The organism is Thalassotalea coralli, assembly GCF_055786205.1.
The window spans coordinates 109,608-128,533 of the sequence record NZ_JBVVBK010000004.1; the positions used below are offsets into that span (position 1 = coordinate 109,608).

Below are 18,926 nucleotides of genomic sequence, written 5' to 3' on the forward strand. Positions count from 1 at the left end.
AGCCGACAGAATAAAAAACCTCTATATGGGCTCCATGTAGAGGTTTTGTTACATTTTGGCAATGATCTTTTAATGTTAATAAGATTGCAGCCTTATTTGTAATGTTATACCATCACACGCCATGAAGGTTTGTACATCGCAATTATCAGAAAAATGCAAAACGATCGTTAGTATCATACTCGCGATGATTTTGTTGTGCTCGTTCGCGACACATAGTCATGAATTTGAGCTAGATGTAAACCAAGTAGATTCTTCACAAGAGCAGCTTGATTGTAAATTGTGTCAGCCTCAAGGTGACATGCCAAAACCAAGTTTCTCGGTATCTTTTTCTCATAATGCCTACTATATTTGGCTTCAGCCAGATGTGTTGCCTATTCATCGCCAAAAACCGTGGCGTACCTTTGTAGGACAGCGCGCTCCACCTTTCTAGGCATTTACCCCCATTACATACCTATTTTATTTAACTGTTCTGCTCCGTTAGAAGAGCAGGCAATTTACATTTAAAAGATAAGTGAACAAATCATGAAATTTAATAAAACCGCTATCGCCTGTGGATTGGCAATGGCATTTGCACCAAGTGTATTTGCACAACAGGTGTCAGGTGTGATTAAAAATTCTAAAGGTCAGCCTATTGCTAACGCAAAAGTTGAAATAGTAAATAGCAAAAAATCTGTTTTAACTGATGCACAAGGTCGTTTTTCATTTGACGATATCAAGCGTGGTGTCGTAGAACTTCACGTGAGTGCTAAAAGCTACGGTCATAGCAACAAAAAGTTTAACATTGGTAGTGATGATGTAACTAACATCAATTTTTCATTAGCACAGTCAGTGATTGAAATTATCGATGTTCATGCAACGCCTTTCCACGTTTCATCAATAGAATCTGCTCTGCCTATTAACGTAGTTGCGAATGATGAATTACGTTTAAAGCACGCTTCAACCTTAGGTGAAACCTTAAAAAATGAAGTGGGTATTCACTCAACTTATTACGGTCCTGTTGCAAGTAGTCCTATCGTTCGTGGTATGGACGGCCCTCGTGTGATGATCACGCAAAACGGGTTAGACGTAGGTGACGCTTCTCGTGTTGGCCCTGACCATATCGTTGCCGCTGAAACAGCGACTTCACAACAAGTGGAAGTGCTTCGTGGCCCTGCGACTTTATTCTATGGCAGTGGTGCAATTGGTGGCGTAGTAAACGTTGTTGATACACGTGTACCTACTGAATTAGAAAACTCTGTCGATTACATGGTTAAGCACAATACTGTTGCTGATGAAAACGAAGGCTCGATTGCCATTAACACATTCTCTGGCAACATGGCGTTTCACCTAGACGGTTTTTGGCGCGATGGTGACAATTATAAAATTCCTGGCTTTGCTGAATCAGAGCATGCTCATGAAGATGACCATGATGACGATCACGATGAAGACCATCATGATGATGAACACCATGATGAACATGAAGAAAATCCGAGCCAATATGGCCACTTGCCAAATAGCTCGTCAAAGTCTTCAGGTTTTACTTTAGGTACAAGTTACATTTTAGATAACGGCTTTATTGGTTTCTCATATGGTCGTATGACGCGTGAATACGGTATTCCTGGTCATTCACATGGAGGTCATGAAGAAGAGCATGAAGAAGGTCATGAAGAAGAAGGTCACGAAGACGAGATCATTAGCGTAATGGGTGATCTTGAGCAAGATCGTTTTCAATTTTTAAGCGAGCTAACCTTTGATGAAGGCTTCATCAATAAAGTAGCAAGTAAAGTGTCTTACACTGATTACACGCACAGTGAAATTGAAAATGGTGTTGTTGGCACTACGTTTGACAGCGAAATGGCTGAAGCGAGATTTGATATCTACCATCAAGAAACTTCAGGTTGGAAAGGTGCTTGGACATTCCATTACAAAGATACAGATTTTGCTGCAGTAGGTGCAGAAGCGTTTACGCCTCCTTCTGAGACTCGCTCTATTGCATTAGCTTGGTTAGAAGAAACCCACATTAGTGATGATCTTTTATTACAACTAGGTGCACGTATCGAGCGTGTAGAAGTGTCAGCAAATGTCGAGATGCATCACGAAGAAGAACATCATGAAGATGAGCATGAAGGTGATCACGATGATCACGAGCATGAAGATGAGCATGAAACAGAATTAATGAAAGATGAGCAATCTTTCACGCCTGTTAGTGTTTCTGCTGGTTTAGTGTGGGATTACCAAGACGGCTATAACTTAGGTTTCTCGGTATCTTATGCACAGCGTGCTCCTTCAGTTTCTGAGTTATATTCAAATGGCCCACATATTGGTACTAACTCTTATGAAGTTGGTGTTTTATATGAAGCGCATGAAGAAGACGGTGAAGTACATTTCGACTTAACTGATTACGATCCAGAGATTGAATCTTCATTTAATATCGATTTAACATGGCGTAAATTTGAAGGTGATTTTGGCTTTGTTATTGGTGCATTCTATAACCAAGCAAGTGACTTCTATTACCTTGCTGAAACAGGCTTTACTGCTGATGACGGTCACGATCACGGCCATGAAGACGAGCATGGTGATGATCACGACGACCATGGCGATGAACACGGTGACGAGCATGATGATGAGCACAGTGAAGAAGAAGGTTTACCTGTGTACATGTATCAGCAAGAAGACGTGACAATGTACGGTATTGAAGCTGAATTTATTTATCAGGCTTCTGACAGTTTTAAAACAACAATATTTACAGATTACATTCGCGCGAAGTTAGACGATGGTGGCAACTTACCACGTATTCCTACTATGCGTTTAGGTGGTCAATTCGATTATCAATTAAATAATATGGCCGCACAATTATCTGTGACACATTACTTTGATCAGTCAGACGTAGCACCTATGGAAGAAGAAAGTGAAAGTTACACGCTAGTTGATGCTAACTTTAACTACTACTTCGATGGTATCGGTGAAGATTTTGTTTTATTCGTTAAAGGTAGTAACTTAACTGACGAAGAAGCACGTCCACATACTTCTTTCTTGAGAGATGTATCACCATTACCAGGTCGTGGTGTTGAGTTAGGTATTAGAGGTAGCTTCTAAAAGCTATTGAATGAGATAAAAAAGCCGGGCAATAAGTCCGGCTTTTTTATAGAGCAGTGTTTAGCTAATATGACGTTTAGTACTTAAATTGCTGAACTATCGATGACATATTGCCTGCCAACTTAGCTAGCTCTTGTGAAGCCTGAGAGGTCTGCAGTGAAGCACTTGCCGTGTTTTCGGTATAGTTGGCGATATCAATAATATTAGAGTGAACACCCTCAATACTTTCACTTTGATGCTTAGCGACATTAGCATTTTCATTATTCTTATGACTAACTTGTGCCATTAGCTGTGTAATAGACTGTAAACTAGATGCTGTTTCTCTTACCAGCTTTACGCCATTGTCGGCTTCGTTTGCCGCTTCTTCCATGGCTTTAACAGAAGTAACAGACGTTGTTTTTAAACGATCAATTTTACGTTGAATTTCCACTGTTGATTCCTGAGTTTTTCCTGCTAAGGTTCTCACTTCATCGGCAACAACAGAAAATCCTCGGCCAGACTCACCAGCCCTTGCTGCTTCAATTGCGGCGTTTAGTGCAAGTAAGTTTGTTTGGTCGGCAATGGACTCGATAACGCCTAGTATTTCGGTAATTTCTTCTACTTGAGCATTCAACTGCGTTAGTTCTTGAGCTGCGCCTGTGACTGAACTCGCCAATTGACTAATGGATTGTTCTGCCTCAATAGATATGCCTGCTCCCTGGCTGGAAGCCTGATTCGCTTGTAAGGTCAACGCTGCCGTCTCATTTGAGTTGTTGGCAATTTCAGTAATATCAGCAGAAAAATCTCTAACGACATCGGTCGTGTTGTCTGTTTTCGCTTTCTGATGTTTGACGACTTCACTGGTATCGCGAGTAACAGCTGAAAGCTCTTCTGACGATGTTGCTAACTGACTTGCATGGGAGTCTATTTCTTCAATTATATGTCGTATTTTCTGGACAAAGAGGTTAAAAGATTTACCGACAGCACCAATTTCATCACTACGTTCTGCCAAGGTTAATTGCACGCGTAAGTCTCCATCTCCTTGTGAAATATCATCAATGGTATGCACTAATTGGTTAATTGGTGTAATGATTATTTTCGACACCCATAGGCCGATAGCGACACTGATAAAACCAATGACGATAATACAGATGGTGGCATACTGGTACAGTTTATCGCTGAGTTGAATTGCATCAGCAAAAGCTTCATCCACGTCTATTTCAGCTAAAACAGCCCATTGGTGTTTACCATAATTAAAAGCCGTGTACGCTGATAGAACTTCGACTTGTCGGTAGTCGTTAAAAATTGCGGAGCCAGACTTCCCTGCCAACCCTTGGATTGCACCTGGACTGTTAATTTTCTGCAAACCTAGTGCTGAACCATACGCTTTTATTTGCGCTAAGTTTGGCTGATCATTCGCTTGTTCTAACGCATCAAAATAATTTTGTTTGTCTTCAATTAAAAAGCGGCTTTCACTTCTTAGCGTTTTGTCTGGGCCTACTAAATAGGTTTCCCCAGATTGTCCAAGACCCACACTTGACCATTGCATGTTGTTGGTCATGATTCGATTAATACCATCGATTGGCATCTGGAAAATAAGTACTGAAATTACTTGGCCTGCGTCGTTCACGATTGGAGAGGCGATAAATGATGCCGCTTGATTATAAGAAGGGTAGTAGCTAGCAAAATCAATCAATACCGATTGACTAGGGTCTGACAAGGCTAGACCTTGGCGAAACGCTTGTGCTAAACCTGAGTCTTGATAGGGGCCAGTGTTCAATGAGGTCGCATAATCAACTTCTTTAAAAACAGAGTAAACAACGTGGCCTGAAGATGCGTCGACTAAGAAAATATCGTAAAAGCCAAATGCTTGTTGGTAATCCCTAAACATTGGATGATAATGGTGATGGGTTAAATCGTAACCGCTGCTACCCGCAGAGTTTAACTTATCTTTCTCGCCAAGTGGATATTGGTTATTTGCTATGTACTGACTTTGAAAAAGCACTGCTCTTTCATCTAATTCGTTAACTTTGGTCAATGCTGAAGAGCGGCTGTTTGGGTTTCTTTCATTAAACGTATGACTAAAGTCTTCTTGGTAATATCGCTGTAATGCTTGTCTACTTGACCTGACTTGATCTTGTTCAATCGCAGACTGATGAAAGCTGTGAATAAAACTAGATGCAGCTGATTTTACTGCAATGTTCTTTGAGTAACTTTCAATTTGATGTTCTATTGTAGATATGTAGTCAACAATTTGAGATTTTTTCATTTCTCTTAATGAAACAAGCCTGTTAATCGACTTTTCTTCTAATGCATTAAATGCCATTCTATTTGACTGTAATGTTAATAACGTTGCCAGCAATAAAGAAGGAATAATGGCTAAACAAATTGCCTGAATGAGTAGCTTCTTTTTTAAAGTCATGAGCTTTCCGATGTATTTAAATTATTGTTTTTATGAGCGTGAACTAGTTCACATTGAATGTGTGAGAATAAGAAAGGAAAACTAATGTATCTTCTAAGTCTTTGTTTCCGTTCAAATGACTTACCGCTAGTTCAAAGCCGTGCGTTTCGAACGATACTTTGAAATCGTTATAATTATCGCCGTGAGCGAAGTCGTAATAGCCGGCGTGCAGGTTCAATGAAAGCGTGTTGGTAATGGCTAAAGGGTGGCTAATCTCGTAATAAACATTGTCCGCAAATTCATCACCAGCTTGGCTATCTGCAAGGACAGAAATACCTATTGTAAGTTGTTCATAAGAGCCTTTCACATAAAGCTCTGAGGAATTAATATCGTCTTCACCGATAAAGCCGTAATAAATGTAACCGACATCCAAGTTTAAGTTGTCGATGGCAAACTGGTAGCCGCCAAATAAATCATATTCCGCTGTTGTATCGTCGTTAAAGTCAACAGTTCCAACCCAAGTGCCAACGTAAAAACCTTGATTAGAATAATCTAAACCAGCAGAAACACTGAAGCCATCATCAGACTGAGTAACACCACGCCAAACATAATTTGAAGTAATCCCTAAGTTCGCTGTTAATTGTTCTGCTGCAGAAGAAAAAGAAAGAAGAGCCAAACAGCCAATCAGTGGTCGCTTGAAAGAAGTAATGCGCATGAATTGTTATCCTAGTTGTTATATTTATTGTCACTGTCATCACCTGACATTACGAGAAATGTCAGCGCTGTCATTTTTAATGTTACAGTTTTGTGACAATTAAGGCGGCATAGATTGTAAACAATAAAAACACTATTTCAATACAAGATATTTACAAAATGTTTCAAAGCTGTTTACTTGTATAAAAGGTAAACAACTTTGAATTAGACTAAAGGGGGTGTTGGATTATTTTTAACTTTTAGTTAAATAAATCCCTGTTGGGGAAATGGTTATTTTCTGTTGTTTTAATAAGTTGCCGACAGACGACTTAAAGGTTTTTTTACTGACATTAAAAGTTTTAGCAATAAGCGCTGGTTCACTTTTATCATGTAAAGGACAAAATCCATTGTTGTTTTCTAGATATTCGAGTAACTGGCTATTAAAGTCTTTTACCTTAGCTCGACCTGTTTGAGACAAAGAAAGATCAATTCGACCATCTTCTCGCACTTGTTTGATAAATCCTTTTATTTTTTGGCCTATGCGTATCGATTGAAACACTTCGTTGTGGTAAAGCAAACCCCAATGCTGATGGTTTATAATAGCTTTGTAGCCTAAGTCTGTTTTTCCGCCAATGATCAAATTAACTTCTTGCCCCTCACTATAGTTTGCAGGCCAAACATCTAAAAACTTATCAATTTTGGTGGAGGCTACTAAGCGGTCGGTATGCTCATCGACAAAGGCATAAAGTAAATAGTGCTTACCTGCGACCATGGGCTTGTGTTGTAAACTGTTTGGGACGAGCAAGTCTTTAGGTAAACCCCAGTCGACAAATGCGCCGAGTTTGTTCACTTGCTTAACACGTAAAGAAGCAAATTGACCCGCTTGAATCAAGGGGGTAATTGTAGAAGCCTGCAGTTCACCTTGAGCGTCTTTGTACAGGGTGACTTGGATTTCGTCCGAAATTTTTGCTTGTTTAGGTAAGAATTTATTCGCTATGAAGACCGTTTCGGGTGAACAGTCTAAAACCGCACCTTTATCAGTAATTTCAATAATGGGAAGCGAAGTAGGTGTGCCTAAAGTTGTCATTACAAACTCTGATTAAACAAAAAAGCAAGTATAACAAATTAATCGGGTCTCTAGCCCAACTATTTTACATAATAGGTAAGGCGACTATGTAAACGTTATTCACTTAATCCTTGGGTTTTAGCTTGAATATATTCACTATGCCTAAGGTGCAATAAGTCAGCAATTCTTCTGATAATATGCTCTTCTATACTTGCCAAGTTACCATCGGCCATAGCCAGTTGCCATAGGCGACAAACCATATTAATTTTCTCTTTAATACTGTATGTCTCATTAAGGACTTTAGTAAATTGATGTAAGTCCGTCGCTTCCTCTGACAGTGCTAGTCCTTCATTCACGAGTTTGTTAACAGCTTCAGTCTCTAAACCAAAGGAATTGGCAAGGTGATGGGCAATAGATTCTTTTTCATCTTCGCTTATTTCACCATCTGCTCGTATGACTTCACAAAGTAGCACTGAACAAGCCAATTCCAACGTATGTGGAGCGTGCTCTTCGATTGAATCTTCATTCATAATGTTAGACAACAATTTGCCTAGTTTTCCTATCATATCTATTCGCCTTATTTTCTTATCTACTTGATTGCGACCTTGGTTTAACAACAAACATTCACTAAATTTAACAACATACTCTAGTTTAGTTGGTTTATAAATTAGCTTAAATGCCGATATTTTTACTAAATACTACAAATCTTAGTTAAATTTACCATAAGGTATCTAGCTAACTTACCCTATTGTGAGCATTGTCGAAGGATTTATTTGCGGAAGCTTTGTTTAAGTTGTTGTTTTGTATGTTAAATATAAATTTAACGTGTTTCTTATACAATTTGCCGCAAAACGGCGCGAACTTTGTAACAGCCGTTTACATCTTTTGTAAAATTGCAGCCAGATAATTTTGTACAATATGCAATTACATGAAAGGTCGTACTTTCACATAATTTTTAATGAGGACTAAGCGGTGGCTCGAAAAAAACATATCATATTAACGGTTGTCATCCTTTCTGGTTTTATTGTTGGTGCTATAGGGCTAGCATCTATGAAAAAACCACCTGCCGAAAAGGAAAAGGTTGATAACACGCCTATCGTTGCTGTGGAAGAAGTATCTGTAGCACCCATGACGTTAACCGTTTCTTCTTACGGTATCGTCAAACCTAAATACGAAACGTCTCTCGTTGCACAAGTGAGTGGACAAATCGTTGAGTTATCGCCTGAATTCGTTCGTGGTGGTTTTGTCAAGCAAGGCGAAGTACTAGCCATGATTGATCAAAGTGACTACCAAGCAGCTTTAATTGATGCCGAGGCAAGTTTGGCAACCGCACGAGCTGCACTTGAAGAGGAAGTCGCAAAAGGTAAGGTTGCCGAAGAAGAGTGGAAGCAAATTACCGATGCTTCTCCTACAGAGCTGAGTCTTCGTAAACCACAGCTTGCGCAAGAGCTAGCACGAGTTAAAGCAGCACAAGCTTCGGTATTAAGAGCAGAACGTAACTTAGAACGTACCGTTATCAAAGCGCCTTATGACGCAATGATCGAGCAGCGTAATGTTGGTTTAGGTTCTTTCGTTGGTACGGGCAGTGAAGTCGGGAAAGTACTAAATACTGAAGTTGCTGAAGTTCGTTTACCTGTTGCGGACAACCAGTTGCAGTTCCTTTTAGAGCAAGGAAAGGAAGCGAATGTTGATTTAGTTGGTACCTTTTCTGGTGTTGAAACAACATGGTCAGCAGGAATCGTTCGTAGTGAAGGTGTGATTGATAACACAAGCCGTATGAGCTACTTGGTGGCTGAGGTTCAAGATCCATATAACTTGAAAAAAGCTGAAGGCAAAACACCGCTTCGCTACGGTTCTTATGTGAATGCGAATATCTATGGTCGCGAGTTAGCAAGAGCAACAGTATTTCCTATGCACTTAGTGGTTAACAATCGCGTGGCAATTTTGAACGATGAATCAAAATTAGAATATGTTGATATCGAAATTGTACGCCAAATGGGCGCCGATGTTGTCGTTTCTAGTGGTTTAGCTTCAGGTGACCGTATTATTGTTTCAGCGTTAGATTTTCCAATTGACGGTATGCAGTTATCTCTACCAGGAGATGATGCAGACGATTCGTTAAATGAAGAGAAAGACGACACGCAAATTGCTAGCGTTAAGGACTAATCTATGGAAGATACTAATAAAGGCTTAATCGCTTGGTTTGCACGGAATACCGTTGCGGCAAACCTATTAATGTTCTTCATTCTTGTTGGTGGTCTTTTAACGACATTCACCATCAACAAGCAAATGTTTCCGCAGGTGAAAATAAACTGGATTCAGTTTAGCGCTCCTTACCCAGGTGCAGCACCCCAGGAGGTAGAAGAAGGGATTACTATTAAAATCGAAGAGGCGCTTGAAACGATTCAAGGCCTTGAAAGGGTTATTACCTATTCTAATCGTAACTTCTCTTCGGGTTACTTTCGCGTTGACGAAAGCTATGATCCGCAAGTGGTTTTAGAAGAAGTTAAATCTGCTATCGATTCAATTCCAAGCTTCCCTGATGGCATGGAAAGGCCGACGGTAGAGCGTATTAAGTTCCGCCAAGAAGTTATGTATTTAGCTTTGTATGGTGACTTAACTAATATCGAGTTGAAAGAACTTGGTCGCACTATTCACGATGAAATACAGCAATTGCCAGGTATTAATATTTCTGAGTTTTACGGTGGTTTAGGTTATGAAATCTCTGTAGAGGTTAGTAAAGACAAACTGCGTGAATATGGCTTAAGCTTTAACGATGTTGCGCGCGCGGTTAGAAGTCAGTCTCGTAATATGTCTGCGGGTCAAATTCGTGCAGAAAATGGTTATATAAACCTTAGGGTTGAGAACCAAGCTTATCGTGGTTATGAGTTTGAGCGTGTTCCAGTATTAACATTAGCAGACGGAACTAAAGTTTTACTTGGTGAAATTGCGACGATTAAGGATGGCTTTGAAGAAGGTCTACAGTACTCTAAATTTAATGGTATGAATTCAGCGACTTTCTTTATCGGTGCAGCTGATAATCAAAGTATCACTAAAGTTGCCAGCGTAATAAATCAATTCATTGAGCAAAAAGCAGATTCATTACCAGAAGGCGTTAAGTTCGAGTCATGGGTTGATTTAACCTATTACTTAGAAGGCCGTTTAGACATGATGTTAAGTAACATGTATAGCGGTGCTATTTTAGTCTTCTTAATGTTGGCCTTATTTTTACGTGCACGCCTAGCGTTCTGGGTAATGGTCGGTTTACCTGTGTGTTTCCTTGGTACAATTTTATTTATGCCGATGGAATTCATAAACGTGACAATTAACATCACCAGTTTGTTCGCATTTATCCTGGTGTTAGGTATCGTGGTGGATGACGCCATTGTTATGGGGGAAAGTGCCCATATGGAAATGGAAGACAAGGGCCATACCACTGAAAATGTTATTCGCGGTGTAAAACGCGTAGCAGTACCTGCGACGTTTGGTGTTTTAACTACAATCGCTGTATTTGTACCTTTCCTGTTAGGTGATGGACCTTCGTCTGCCTTTAACAAGTCAATTGGTTGGGTTGTGGTGTTATGTTTGATTTTCTCTTTGATTGAATCAAAGTTAATACTTCCAGCTCACTTGGCAAGCATGAAAGTGAAGCGTTTTAATCCTAAAAATCCTTTAGATAGAACGCGTAAGTTTATCGATGAAAAATTATCTGGTTTTATCGAAAACAAATATCGCCCTACAATCACTAAATTGCTTGATTACCGTTACGCTGTATTCGCTTTCTTCTTTGGTGTGTTAATTTTAGCGGGCGGATTATTTGCTGGCGGCTTGGTGAAGTTTGTTGGTCAACCTAAGATCCCGCACGATTTCCCAAGTGTTGATATCGAAATGAATGTTGATGCATCGGAAAAAGCAACTTTAGATACCGTGCTACGTGTCGAGAAAATCCTATACGGTGTTGATAAGCAAATAGAAGCAGAATATGGCGCACCTATGATTGCCGACATGAACGTTCGCTTGCGTGGTAGAACGTCTGCAGAAATCACGGTGAAGTTAGTTGAGCCTCAATACCGTGCAATTGATACTTTTGCGTTAGCAGAGAAGTGGCGTTCAGCCATTCCAACAATGCCGGGTGTTAAGTCTTTCTCTATCGATGATAATCTGTTTGGCGGTGGCCGTGAAGATGGCGATATTAGCTTCAGATTAGAAAGTCAAAACGACGAGCAACTAATGGCAGCGGCTGCTGAATTAAAAGCAAAACTTAACTCTATTAAGGGTGTTGGTGACGTGAATGACAGTCGTCAAACATCAGCAAAAGAAGTTCAGTTTACCTTGAAACCATTAGCACATAGCTTAGGCCTCTCACTACAAGACATTGCTTCACAAGTTGGTAATAGTTTCTATGGTTTAGAAGCGCAACGTATTTTGCGTGATACCGAAGAGATCAAAGTCATGATCCGTTATCCACTTGAAGAGCGTAACTCTGTTGGTCATGTTGATAATGTATTAATTCAAGCACCAAATGGAGCAGAGTTGCCGCTGTCTGAGTTAGCTGAAATTACCGTTAAAGATGGCGTTACACGCATTCGTCGAGAAAATGGTAACCGTACTATAAACGTATGGGCGAGCGTAGATGCAGACCAAATTGAACCGTTTAAAGTGGCGCGTGATGTACGTGATAACTTTATTCCGCAATTAAAGCGTAAATATCCACAGCTTAATTCAGAAGTGTCTGGTCGTATTCAAGAAGAGATGGATGCATTCTGGGAGCAATTACGTAACTTTGTTATTTCGCTATTAGTGGTTTATTCATTGTTAGCGATTCCATTAAAGTCATACTCTCAGCCGTTTATGATCATGATCGTTATACCATTTGGCATCATTGGTTCTACCATAGGTCATATGATGCTAGGTATGGATCTTAATGCTTTATCACTGTTTGGTATTATTGCGGCGGCCGGTGTTGTGGTGAATGACTCCCTAGTTATGGTGGATTATGTCAATAATTCGCGTAAGCAAGGCATTCCATTAAAACAAGCGGTTGTTTTTGCAGGTACTAAACGCTTTAGAGCGATTCTATTAACATCGATAACAACATTTATCGGCTTAGTACCTATCGTGTTCTTTGAAACAAGTACACAAGCGCAAATTGTAATTCCAATGGCAGTTTCACTATCATTCGGTGTTTTATTTGCCACGGTTGTTACCTTGATTTTAGTACCGACTTTGTATGTGATTCTTGAAGACATTAGAAATATCTTCAAGCGCAAGAAAAAGAATAAAGTACAAGTAGAAGAATCGCTTCCTGCGAATGCTTAACGGATTAAGCGTATATGAAAAAAAGCCAGCGAAAGCTGGCTTTTTTGATCTTGCTTGTGTATTCCTTATTGCATCTCTATTATGCCAAGTTGATTAATATCAATTACATTAAGTTGGTATAAGCAAAAATGAGAAAATATTTTGATCAGTGATAGCGGACTGTTTGATGGCATGGTGGTGTTTGTGCGCACCGTAGAATCAGGCAGCTTTTCAAAAGCGGCTGAAATGTTAGGACATTCTCCCTCACATATTAGTAAGTTGGTCGCCAAGCTCGAAGACAAGCTTGGGGTTCGGTTACTAAACCGCTCTACTCGAAATCTACACTTAACGGCTGCGGGCAGGCAGTACTTTGAACAGTGCCAGCTTATCGTTCAAGATGCTATTAACGCTCAAGAGTCACTAACCGCCCTACAACAGTCTCCTAAAGGCTTGTTAAAAGTGACAGCACCTGTCAGTTTAGGCACGTCCTATTTAAACGAGATTTTCGCTCAGTATTTACTTAAGTACCCTGATGTAGATTTGCACGTGGATTACAATCAACGAAAAGTCGACGTAGTTGCTGAAGGATTTGATGTTGCGATAAGGGTTGGGGAGTTAACGGACTCAAATTTAATCGCTAAGCGCATAGCTACGACCTCTGGAGTCACGGTCGCCGCACCAAGTTATTTAAAAGCACATGGTGAGCCACAAGATATCAACGAGTTATCTCAACATCGTGTTATTAGTTATAGCAATATGGGACCGCCTAAATATTGGGAGCTAACCGATAGAAAAGGAAAAAAGCAATCAACGAGAGTAAACCCGAGATTAGTGTGTAACGATGCCGAATTAGAGGTTGCTGTGGCCAGTGCTGGTATTGCCATCGTTCGTTTGCCGCTGGTGTTATGCCAACATGCAATTGCACAAGGTAAACTCATGAGAATAATGACCGCGTATGATCAATCTGACTTTGGAATTTACGCTGTGTACCCTCATCGGCAGCTTATTTCTGCCAAAGTCGATAGCTTTATTCACTTCGTTAGCGAACGGTTCCCTCGCTTGTCAGAATAGATTATTGACTTTTTTAAACTAGGTTAAAGTAAAAGCTTTGTTATACATTTACTTAGTTGTTACATAGTGTTTAAATGGAAAAGTGGCTATTTATCGCGGAAGTTTTAAGTGAATCGCTATTTTTTACATAAGATAATTATTCTAATCCATTGTTTAGCGTTTAGCTTTTGGGGAAATGCGAGCACTATCGAACAGCAACCATTGACGAAGGATGCGTCACAAAATGCTTTCGCTACATTAATTGACGCTGAAACTCGCGTTTTTGAAAACCCTTGGTCAACCTACTTATCTCTAAAAGAGCTTGAACCTGCTTTAAAAGACCAGTCACAAGCGCATCAAGCGTGGTGGCTTGTTAGAAAAGGACAAGCAGAACATTTGCTGTATTACTTTGATGCACTTGAAACTACCTTATCTCAACTGGCTAAATACGCCGACGGAAAGTCGCCACAAATAGATACTTACTACTATTACTATTTAGGCCTATCATTTATCGACAAAGCAGAATATTCAACGGCACGAGAATTTCTGAAAAAAGCTATGGTCATAGCAGATAAAAACGAACTGAATTATCTATACATTCGAGCAAAGCTTGAATTAGCCTATACCTATGGGTTATCTGATTTATATGAAACCTCACTCAATGATATGCAAGAAGCTTATGTCAAAGCATTTGCTTTAGGGGATCATTTTCTCATTGCTACTATCAATGAAACCTATGGTGCTATTTATGGCTATATGCAGCAATTTGAGCGTTCTATTGAGTTTTATGAAAAGTCTCTCAATACCTATAAGAACCTTAGGTATAAATCTCATATAGCTGAAGCGGTTTATGGGATGGCTACTACCTACAGGTATTGGGGGAAATATGATAAGGCGATAGAGCATTTTGAGCGTTATCAGCAGCTAGTCAGCTATACTCGTTCAAACCATCTTACTTACTTTAGTGCTTATGGCGTAGGTATGACCTTAGCGGAAAAGGGCGACTGCGAGCAAGCGATAAAGGTGATTGAAAAAGCGTTCACCTTAAATGGTACAAAGGATTTTGACGTTGAGTTGTATAAACGTAAGACCCGCTGCCATATTCAATTAAATCAGCTTGAATTAGCTAATGCATCTTTGGAAAATGCAAAGGAGATCTTTCGCTCTTTACCTGATTTAACGGGTACTGCATGGCAACTGGAAGTGATAAAACTATCTGGTGAGTTAGCGTTTGCCCAAGGACATTATCGAAAAGGCTACCAGCTTATTAACGACTATTACGAATCTTATGCAAATCTTTTGATCGAAAACTCTACAAGTCGCGTAAGTAACATTCGAGCGACGATGGAGCTAGAACGCCAAGAAGTCGAAAAAGCATTAAGTTCACAGCGCGAAAGGGCCATAGTATTAGAGCAAGAATCAAAACAAAGCCAAGAGCTATTAAAGAATTACTTTATTATATTTTTGGTCACATTATTAACCATTGTTGTCGGTGTCGTTGTCGTACAGCGAAAAAGTAATATGAAAATGGCTGCGATAACTATCAGTGATAACTTGTGTGAAATATATAATCGTCGATATACCTTTGAATATTTACAAAAAATACTAGCGACAATGCGCGGCGAAAACGCCCACACTTCTGTTGTTATATTTGATATCGATAATTTTAAACAAGTGAATGATAGTTATGGTCACCCCATTGGTGATGTTGTGTTAAAAAATATTGCTCTGCAAGCGATGGAGAGTCTGCGTGCTGGCGATATTGTTGGCAGAATTGGTGGTGAAGAGTTTATGTGTGTCCTACCTCGAGCAGCTGAGCAAGAAGCTCTTGACATTGCCGAACGCATCAGAGCTGTTGTAGCGGAGCAAGTCTTCCTGAGTGATGAAGGCGAGCAGTTCTCAGTAACGGCAAGTTTTGGTGTTAGTTGCTCTAAAGATAAAGAAAATGATGAACATACATTATATTTCCAAGCAGATAAGGCGCTATATCAGGCTAAACATCAGGGAAAAAATAGAGTAGAGCTGTTTGAAAAGAGAGATGAAAACCAAGCTACCTTATAACGAATCCAACAAACTCTTAATATGGTCCAGGCAAGCAATACAATACTTGATGGCTGATATTGAGGAGTTGGGTTTTCGCCCTGTTATTCATTTTGAATTAGAGGGCTGTTATTCATCTTCGACACACCAAGAACTTAATTTCGATAGCATTAACCTACGACTAAAGCAACTGGGGATCGCTGGCCGGTTGATTCCCGAGTATTGGCAAAACCAGTGGGAATACGTTTCTCTTTTTAATGGGCAATCCCCTCTTGAAGAAGCTGAGTTTCTCGCTGCCGCAATCAAGTACATTCCAGCATTGTTCTTAGAGCAAGGAATAGATAAAACCCTAATCAAGCCCGTTGTCTGGTCAGGGGATACAAGTCGTCTAATAGAAGGCAGTAAGAACTTTTTTACGTCTGATACTAGAGCAGTACACATTCCAAATGCAATTCAGATCAACATTAGCTTAGTTGATTGCAAACAGCCTGCGAAAAACCTTGTTGCTACAACGTCCTTTGGCGAATATTTGCAACAATCACTAATGGCGACTAGCTTTCCTTGTACACTTTTATTTTTGCCTTGTGCCGAGTCTTATGAACGGTTTGCATTAAAAACCAGGTATGGGCTAGCGGAAGAGTTGTGTTCACCTACGGATATTTCAGGTGGTCATCAAGGCAGTATTGCTTTGTACAGGCAAAAAGGTAAACACAATCAACCCATGGGAGAAAAAGCACTGGTCTATGATCAATATCAACAAGTGATTCGTAGTGAGCACAATTGGCAAGAAACCGCGCGTGTTGAACATCGGCTTGGAGCGGCTAGTATTTACTATAACCCGCATGTAAATGTGGCGTTTGCTTTAGCTAACGTTTATCAGGCAATACTTGCCTGGCAAAAAGGTGACGAAGCACTTTTCGTTAAAGCTCAGCAGTCGACAGTATTGCCGTCAGGGTTAGGTATTGACGAAGAGTATGGCGCGATTCAATTATTTGCCCAAGATTCATGGTTTGCGCAAGCAATCAATGAAAGTGAACAACGAAATACAAACGATAAAACAACGGTCAGAGAACTATTAGGCGATAATATTAAGTCAACAATCTTATCTTATTATCAACCCCCTGAAGTCATTGGCAAAGGAAATATCAGTGAAAAACCATACCAATAGTACACTAATACAACAGACCACGCCTTTGCTCACAGGAGACAATGTCTCTGAAAAGCGAGAAGAAATAAAGCAATACTTTATTAACAGCTGGCATACTTATGAATCACTTTTCTCATTAATTAAAGAAGATAACGCTTACTTTTTGCGTCCTGAGCCATTGCGGCATCCACTCATATTCTATTTTGGTCATACGGCCACTTTTTATATTAACAAGTTAATCTTGGGTAAATACATCAATGAGCGCCTAAATGAAAAGCTGGAAGCTATTTGTGCGGTCGGCGTTGATGAGATGAGCTGGGATGACCTTGATAGTCGTCATTATGATTGGCCTAAAGTTGATGAAGTTAGAGCGTATCGTAAGCAGGTTTTTGAATTAATATGTGGGCTCATTGATACTATGCCGCTTACACTGCCTATTAAACAGGACAGTTTAGCCTGGGTTATTTTAATGGGGTGTGAGCATGAACGTATTCATTTAGAAACCTCATCGGTCATTATGCGTATGCTGCCATTAAGTTGTTTAAAGCAAGATAGTGCATGGCAAGCGTGCCCAGACATAAATGGTGAAACACCTGTTAATCAGCTTGTTATGATGGAAGGAAAGCAACTGACTCTTGGCAAAACTGACAATGAAGTAACCTATGGTTGGGATAATGAATATGGTCAACTTGATGTTCAGGTGGGCGATTTTAAAGCCAGTCAGTTTATTGTGTCTAATGGCGAATATTTAGCATTTATTCAAGATGGCGGTTATCAAACGCCGGCATATTGGACGGAAGAAGGGCAAAAGTGGTTGGCATATAGCCAAGCAAAAATGCCTAGATTTTGGATCGAGCGAAACAATCGCTATTTTCAACGCAACTTAACCAATGAAACCGCGTTACCTTTAAGTTGGCCGGTGGAAGTGAATTATCTCGAAGCAAAAGCGTTTTGTAATTGGCGCTCACAGAAAAAAGGAGTGTTTTGTCGTTTACCAACCGAAGCTGAATGGTACCGTATGCGAGAAAATCTAGCTGGTGAGGTTCATGATTGGCAGGAAATGCCTGTGAATACTAACTTAGCTTTTTACGCATCAAGTTGCCCAGTCAATCGATTTGAAAGCAATGGCTTGTTTGATATTGCAGGCAACGTATGGCAATGGACTGAGTCTGCTATCGATGGCTACAATGGCTTTAAAGTACACCCTTTGTATGATGACTTCTCAACGCCGACTTTTGACGGTAAGCATAATTTGATCAAAGGCGGCTCTTGGATCTCAACAGGAAATGAAACAATTAAAGCATCGCGTTATGCCTTCAGACGACACTTTTTCCAGCACGCGGGTTTTCGCTATATAGAATCAATAAACAAAGAAGTACCTGTAGTAGAAGTTAACCGCTATGAAACCGAAATTGATGTATGTCAGCAGTTGTACGGACATTATGCTCAGCCAGATAAAGACAATTTTTCAGTGCTTTTAGCTAATTACACAATGCAAGTGTTGGCAAAAGAAAATCATGAAACAAATAAGTTATTGCATCTAGGTTGCTCTGTTGGTCGAGCGAGTTTTGATTTGAGCCAAACATTTACTCATGTTGATGCGGTTGATTTTACCGCACGCTTTATTCAGTACGGTGTTAATTTGCAGAAAGGGAAAGCGGTTAAGTTTCAAAGTGTTGAACAAGGTGAGATTGTTAATTACCACGAGTTTTCATTAAGCGAATTAGCCAAAGTTACCACCGAAACAGTTAAGTTTAGCCAAGGGGATGCTGTAAACCTCAAGCCAATATTCAATGATTATGATGTTATTTTAGTGCAGCAAACATTAGAGCAAAGTTACGATCCTAAAAAAGTGCTGCGAACCATAGAACAGCGGTTGAAGCCAAATGGCTTATTAATACTCGCTTCAAGTTTCATTTTTGAGGAGAGCATAACACCGAAAGATAAATGGTTAGGTGGGGTAAAAGTTAACGGTGAAAATCAGACAGGAATAGAAGCTGTTGCTAATTCTTTAGGGCAAGCGTTCAAGTTGCTGGCAACAGATACTTTACCTAAACAGACAAAACTTAATCAAGTGCAAAGCATACATGAAAATATATCTATTTCTGTTTGGCAAAAATCGAAAGATTAGAAAACGTTATTCGATTTTAAACAGAGGGTATCTCATGGATTTGAAG

Annotated in this window: 12 protein-coding genes; 8 read left to right on the forward strand and 4 right to left on the reverse strand. The window is 39.9% G+C overall.

Going from position 1 to position 18,926, the window contains the following annotated elements:
* Positions 1-184: 184 nt before the first annotated feature.
* Positions 185-430 carry a hypothetical protein gene (locus ACOB80_RS11535; protein WP_473165984.1) on the forward strand — a complete coding sequence of 82 codons (246 nt, stop codon included), beginning with the start codon at positions 185-187 and terminating at the stop codon, positions 428-430.
* 92 nt (positions 431-522) lie between these two features.
* The gene (locus ACOB80_RS11540) at positions 523-3,075 is read left to right on the forward strand and encodes a TonB-dependent receptor (protein ID WP_473165985.1); all 2,553 of its coding nucleotides are present in this window, start codon (positions 523-525) and stop codon (positions 3,073-3,075) included.
* A 76-nt stretch (positions 3,076-3,151) separates the two neighbouring features.
* Here ACOB80_RS11540 and ACOB80_RS11545 read toward each other — a convergent pair whose 3' ends face one another.
* The 4 genes from ACOB80_RS11545 to ACOB80_RS11560 all read right to left on the reverse strand — a co-directional run bounded on the left by ACOB80_RS11545 (position 3,152) and on the right by ACOB80_RS11560 (position 7,780).
* Positions 3,152-5,476 (reverse strand): methyl-accepting chemotaxis protein, encoded by a 2,325-nt coding sequence (locus tag ACOB80_RS11545; RefSeq protein WP_473165986.1) that lies wholly within the window; start codon positions 5,474-5,476, stop codon positions 3,152-3,154.
* A 43-nt stretch (positions 5,477-5,519) separates the two neighbouring features.
* On the reverse strand, positions 5,520-6,170 hold the full coding sequence (locus tag ACOB80_RS11550; RefSeq protein WP_473165987.1) for a TorF family putative porin: 651 nt from the start codon (positions 6,168-6,170) through the stop codon (positions 5,520-5,522).
* Between the two features lie 231 nt (positions 6,171-6,401).
* The gene (locus ACOB80_RS11555; RefSeq protein WP_473165988.1) at positions 6,402-7,235 is read right to left on the reverse strand and encodes a CvfB family protein; all 834 of its coding nucleotides are present in this window, start codon (positions 7,233-7,235) and stop codon (positions 6,402-6,404) included.
* 95 nt (positions 7,236-7,330) lie between these two features.
* Positions 7,331-7,780: a tellurite resistance TerB family protein gene (locus ACOB80_RS11560; protein WP_473165989.1), complete on the reverse strand. Its 450-nt coding sequence runs from the start codon at positions 7,778-7,780 to the stop codon at positions 7,331-7,333.
* Positions 7,781-8,186: 406 nt separating this feature from the next.
* On the opposite strand from ACOB80_RS11560, the gene ACOB80_RS11565 reads away from it, so the two are divergent.
* From ACOB80_RS11565 to ovoA, 6 genes are all read left to right on the forward strand, one after another.
* Complete coding sequence (locus ACOB80_RS11565; RefSeq protein WP_473165990.1) at positions 8,187-9,380, forward strand: efflux RND transporter periplasmic adaptor subunit; 1,194 nt, start codon at positions 8,187-8,189, stop codon at positions 9,378-9,380.
* Positions 9,381-9,383: 3 nt separating this feature from the next.
* Positions 9,384-12,533, forward strand: coding sequence for an efflux RND transporter permease subunit (locus ACOB80_RS11570; protein ID WP_473165991.1), 3,150 nt, complete (start codon positions 9,384-9,386; stop codon positions 12,531-12,533).
* 141 nt (positions 12,534-12,674) lie between these two features.
* Entirely contained in the window at positions 12,675-13,583 is a 909-nt protein-coding gene (locus ACOB80_RS11575) for a LysR family transcriptional regulator (protein ID WP_473165992.1), read from the forward strand.
* Between the two features lie 108 nt (positions 13,584-13,691).
* A complete protein-coding gene (locus tag ACOB80_RS11580; protein WP_473165993.1) occupies positions 13,692-15,623 on the forward strand; it encodes a GGDEF domain-containing protein in 1,932 nt (643 codons plus the stop codon).
* A 49-nt stretch (positions 15,624-15,672) separates the two neighbouring features.
* The gene (locus ACOB80_RS11585) at positions 15,673-16,770 is read left to right on the forward strand and encodes a hypothetical protein (RefSeq protein WP_473165994.1); all 1,098 of its coding nucleotides are present in this window, start codon (positions 15,673-15,675) and stop codon (positions 16,768-16,770) included.
* Positions 16,751-18,880, forward strand: coding sequence for a 5-histidylcysteine sulfoxide synthase (gene ovoA, locus ACOB80_RS11590; protein ID WP_473165995.1), 2,130 nt, complete (start codon positions 16,751-16,753; stop codon positions 18,878-18,880). Before ACOB80_RS11585 ends, ovoA begins: the two co-directional genes overlap by 20 nt.
* The last annotated feature ends 46 nt before the right edge of the window (positions 18,881-18,926 follow it).

Excerpts from the sequence above, each read along its gene's own strand:
- ACOB80_RS11535 (WP_473165984.1), top strand. The coding sequence starts at position 185 with ATGATTTTGTTGTGCTCGTTCGCGACACATAGTCATGAATTTGAGCTA.
- ACOB80_RS11540 (WP_473165985.1), top strand. The coding sequence starts at position 523 with ATGAAATTTAATAAAACCGCTATCGCCTGTGGATTGGCAATGGCATTT.
- ACOB80_RS11545 (WP_473165986.1), bottom strand. The coding sequence starts at position 5,476 with ATGACTTTAAAAAAGAAGCTACTCATTCAGGCAATTTGTTTAGCCATT.
- ACOB80_RS11550 (WP_473165987.1), bottom strand. The coding sequence starts at position 6,170 with ATGCGCATTACTTCTTTCAAGCGACCACTGATTGGCTGTTTGGCTCTT.
- ACOB80_RS11555 (WP_473165988.1), bottom strand. The coding sequence starts at position 7,235 with ATGACAACTTTAGGCACACCTACTTCGCTTCCCATTATTGAAATTACT.
- ACOB80_RS11560 (WP_473165989.1), bottom strand. The coding sequence starts at position 7,780 with ATGATAGGAAAACTAGGCAAATTGTTGTCTAACATTATGAATGAAGAT.
- ACOB80_RS11570 (WP_473165991.1), top strand. The coding sequence starts at position 9,384 with ATGGAAGATACTAATAAAGGCTTAATCGCTTGGTTTGCACGGAATACC.
- ACOB80_RS11585 (WP_473165994.1), top strand. The coding sequence starts at position 15,673 with ATGGCTGATATTGAGGAGTTGGGTTTTCGCCCTGTTATTCATTTTGAA.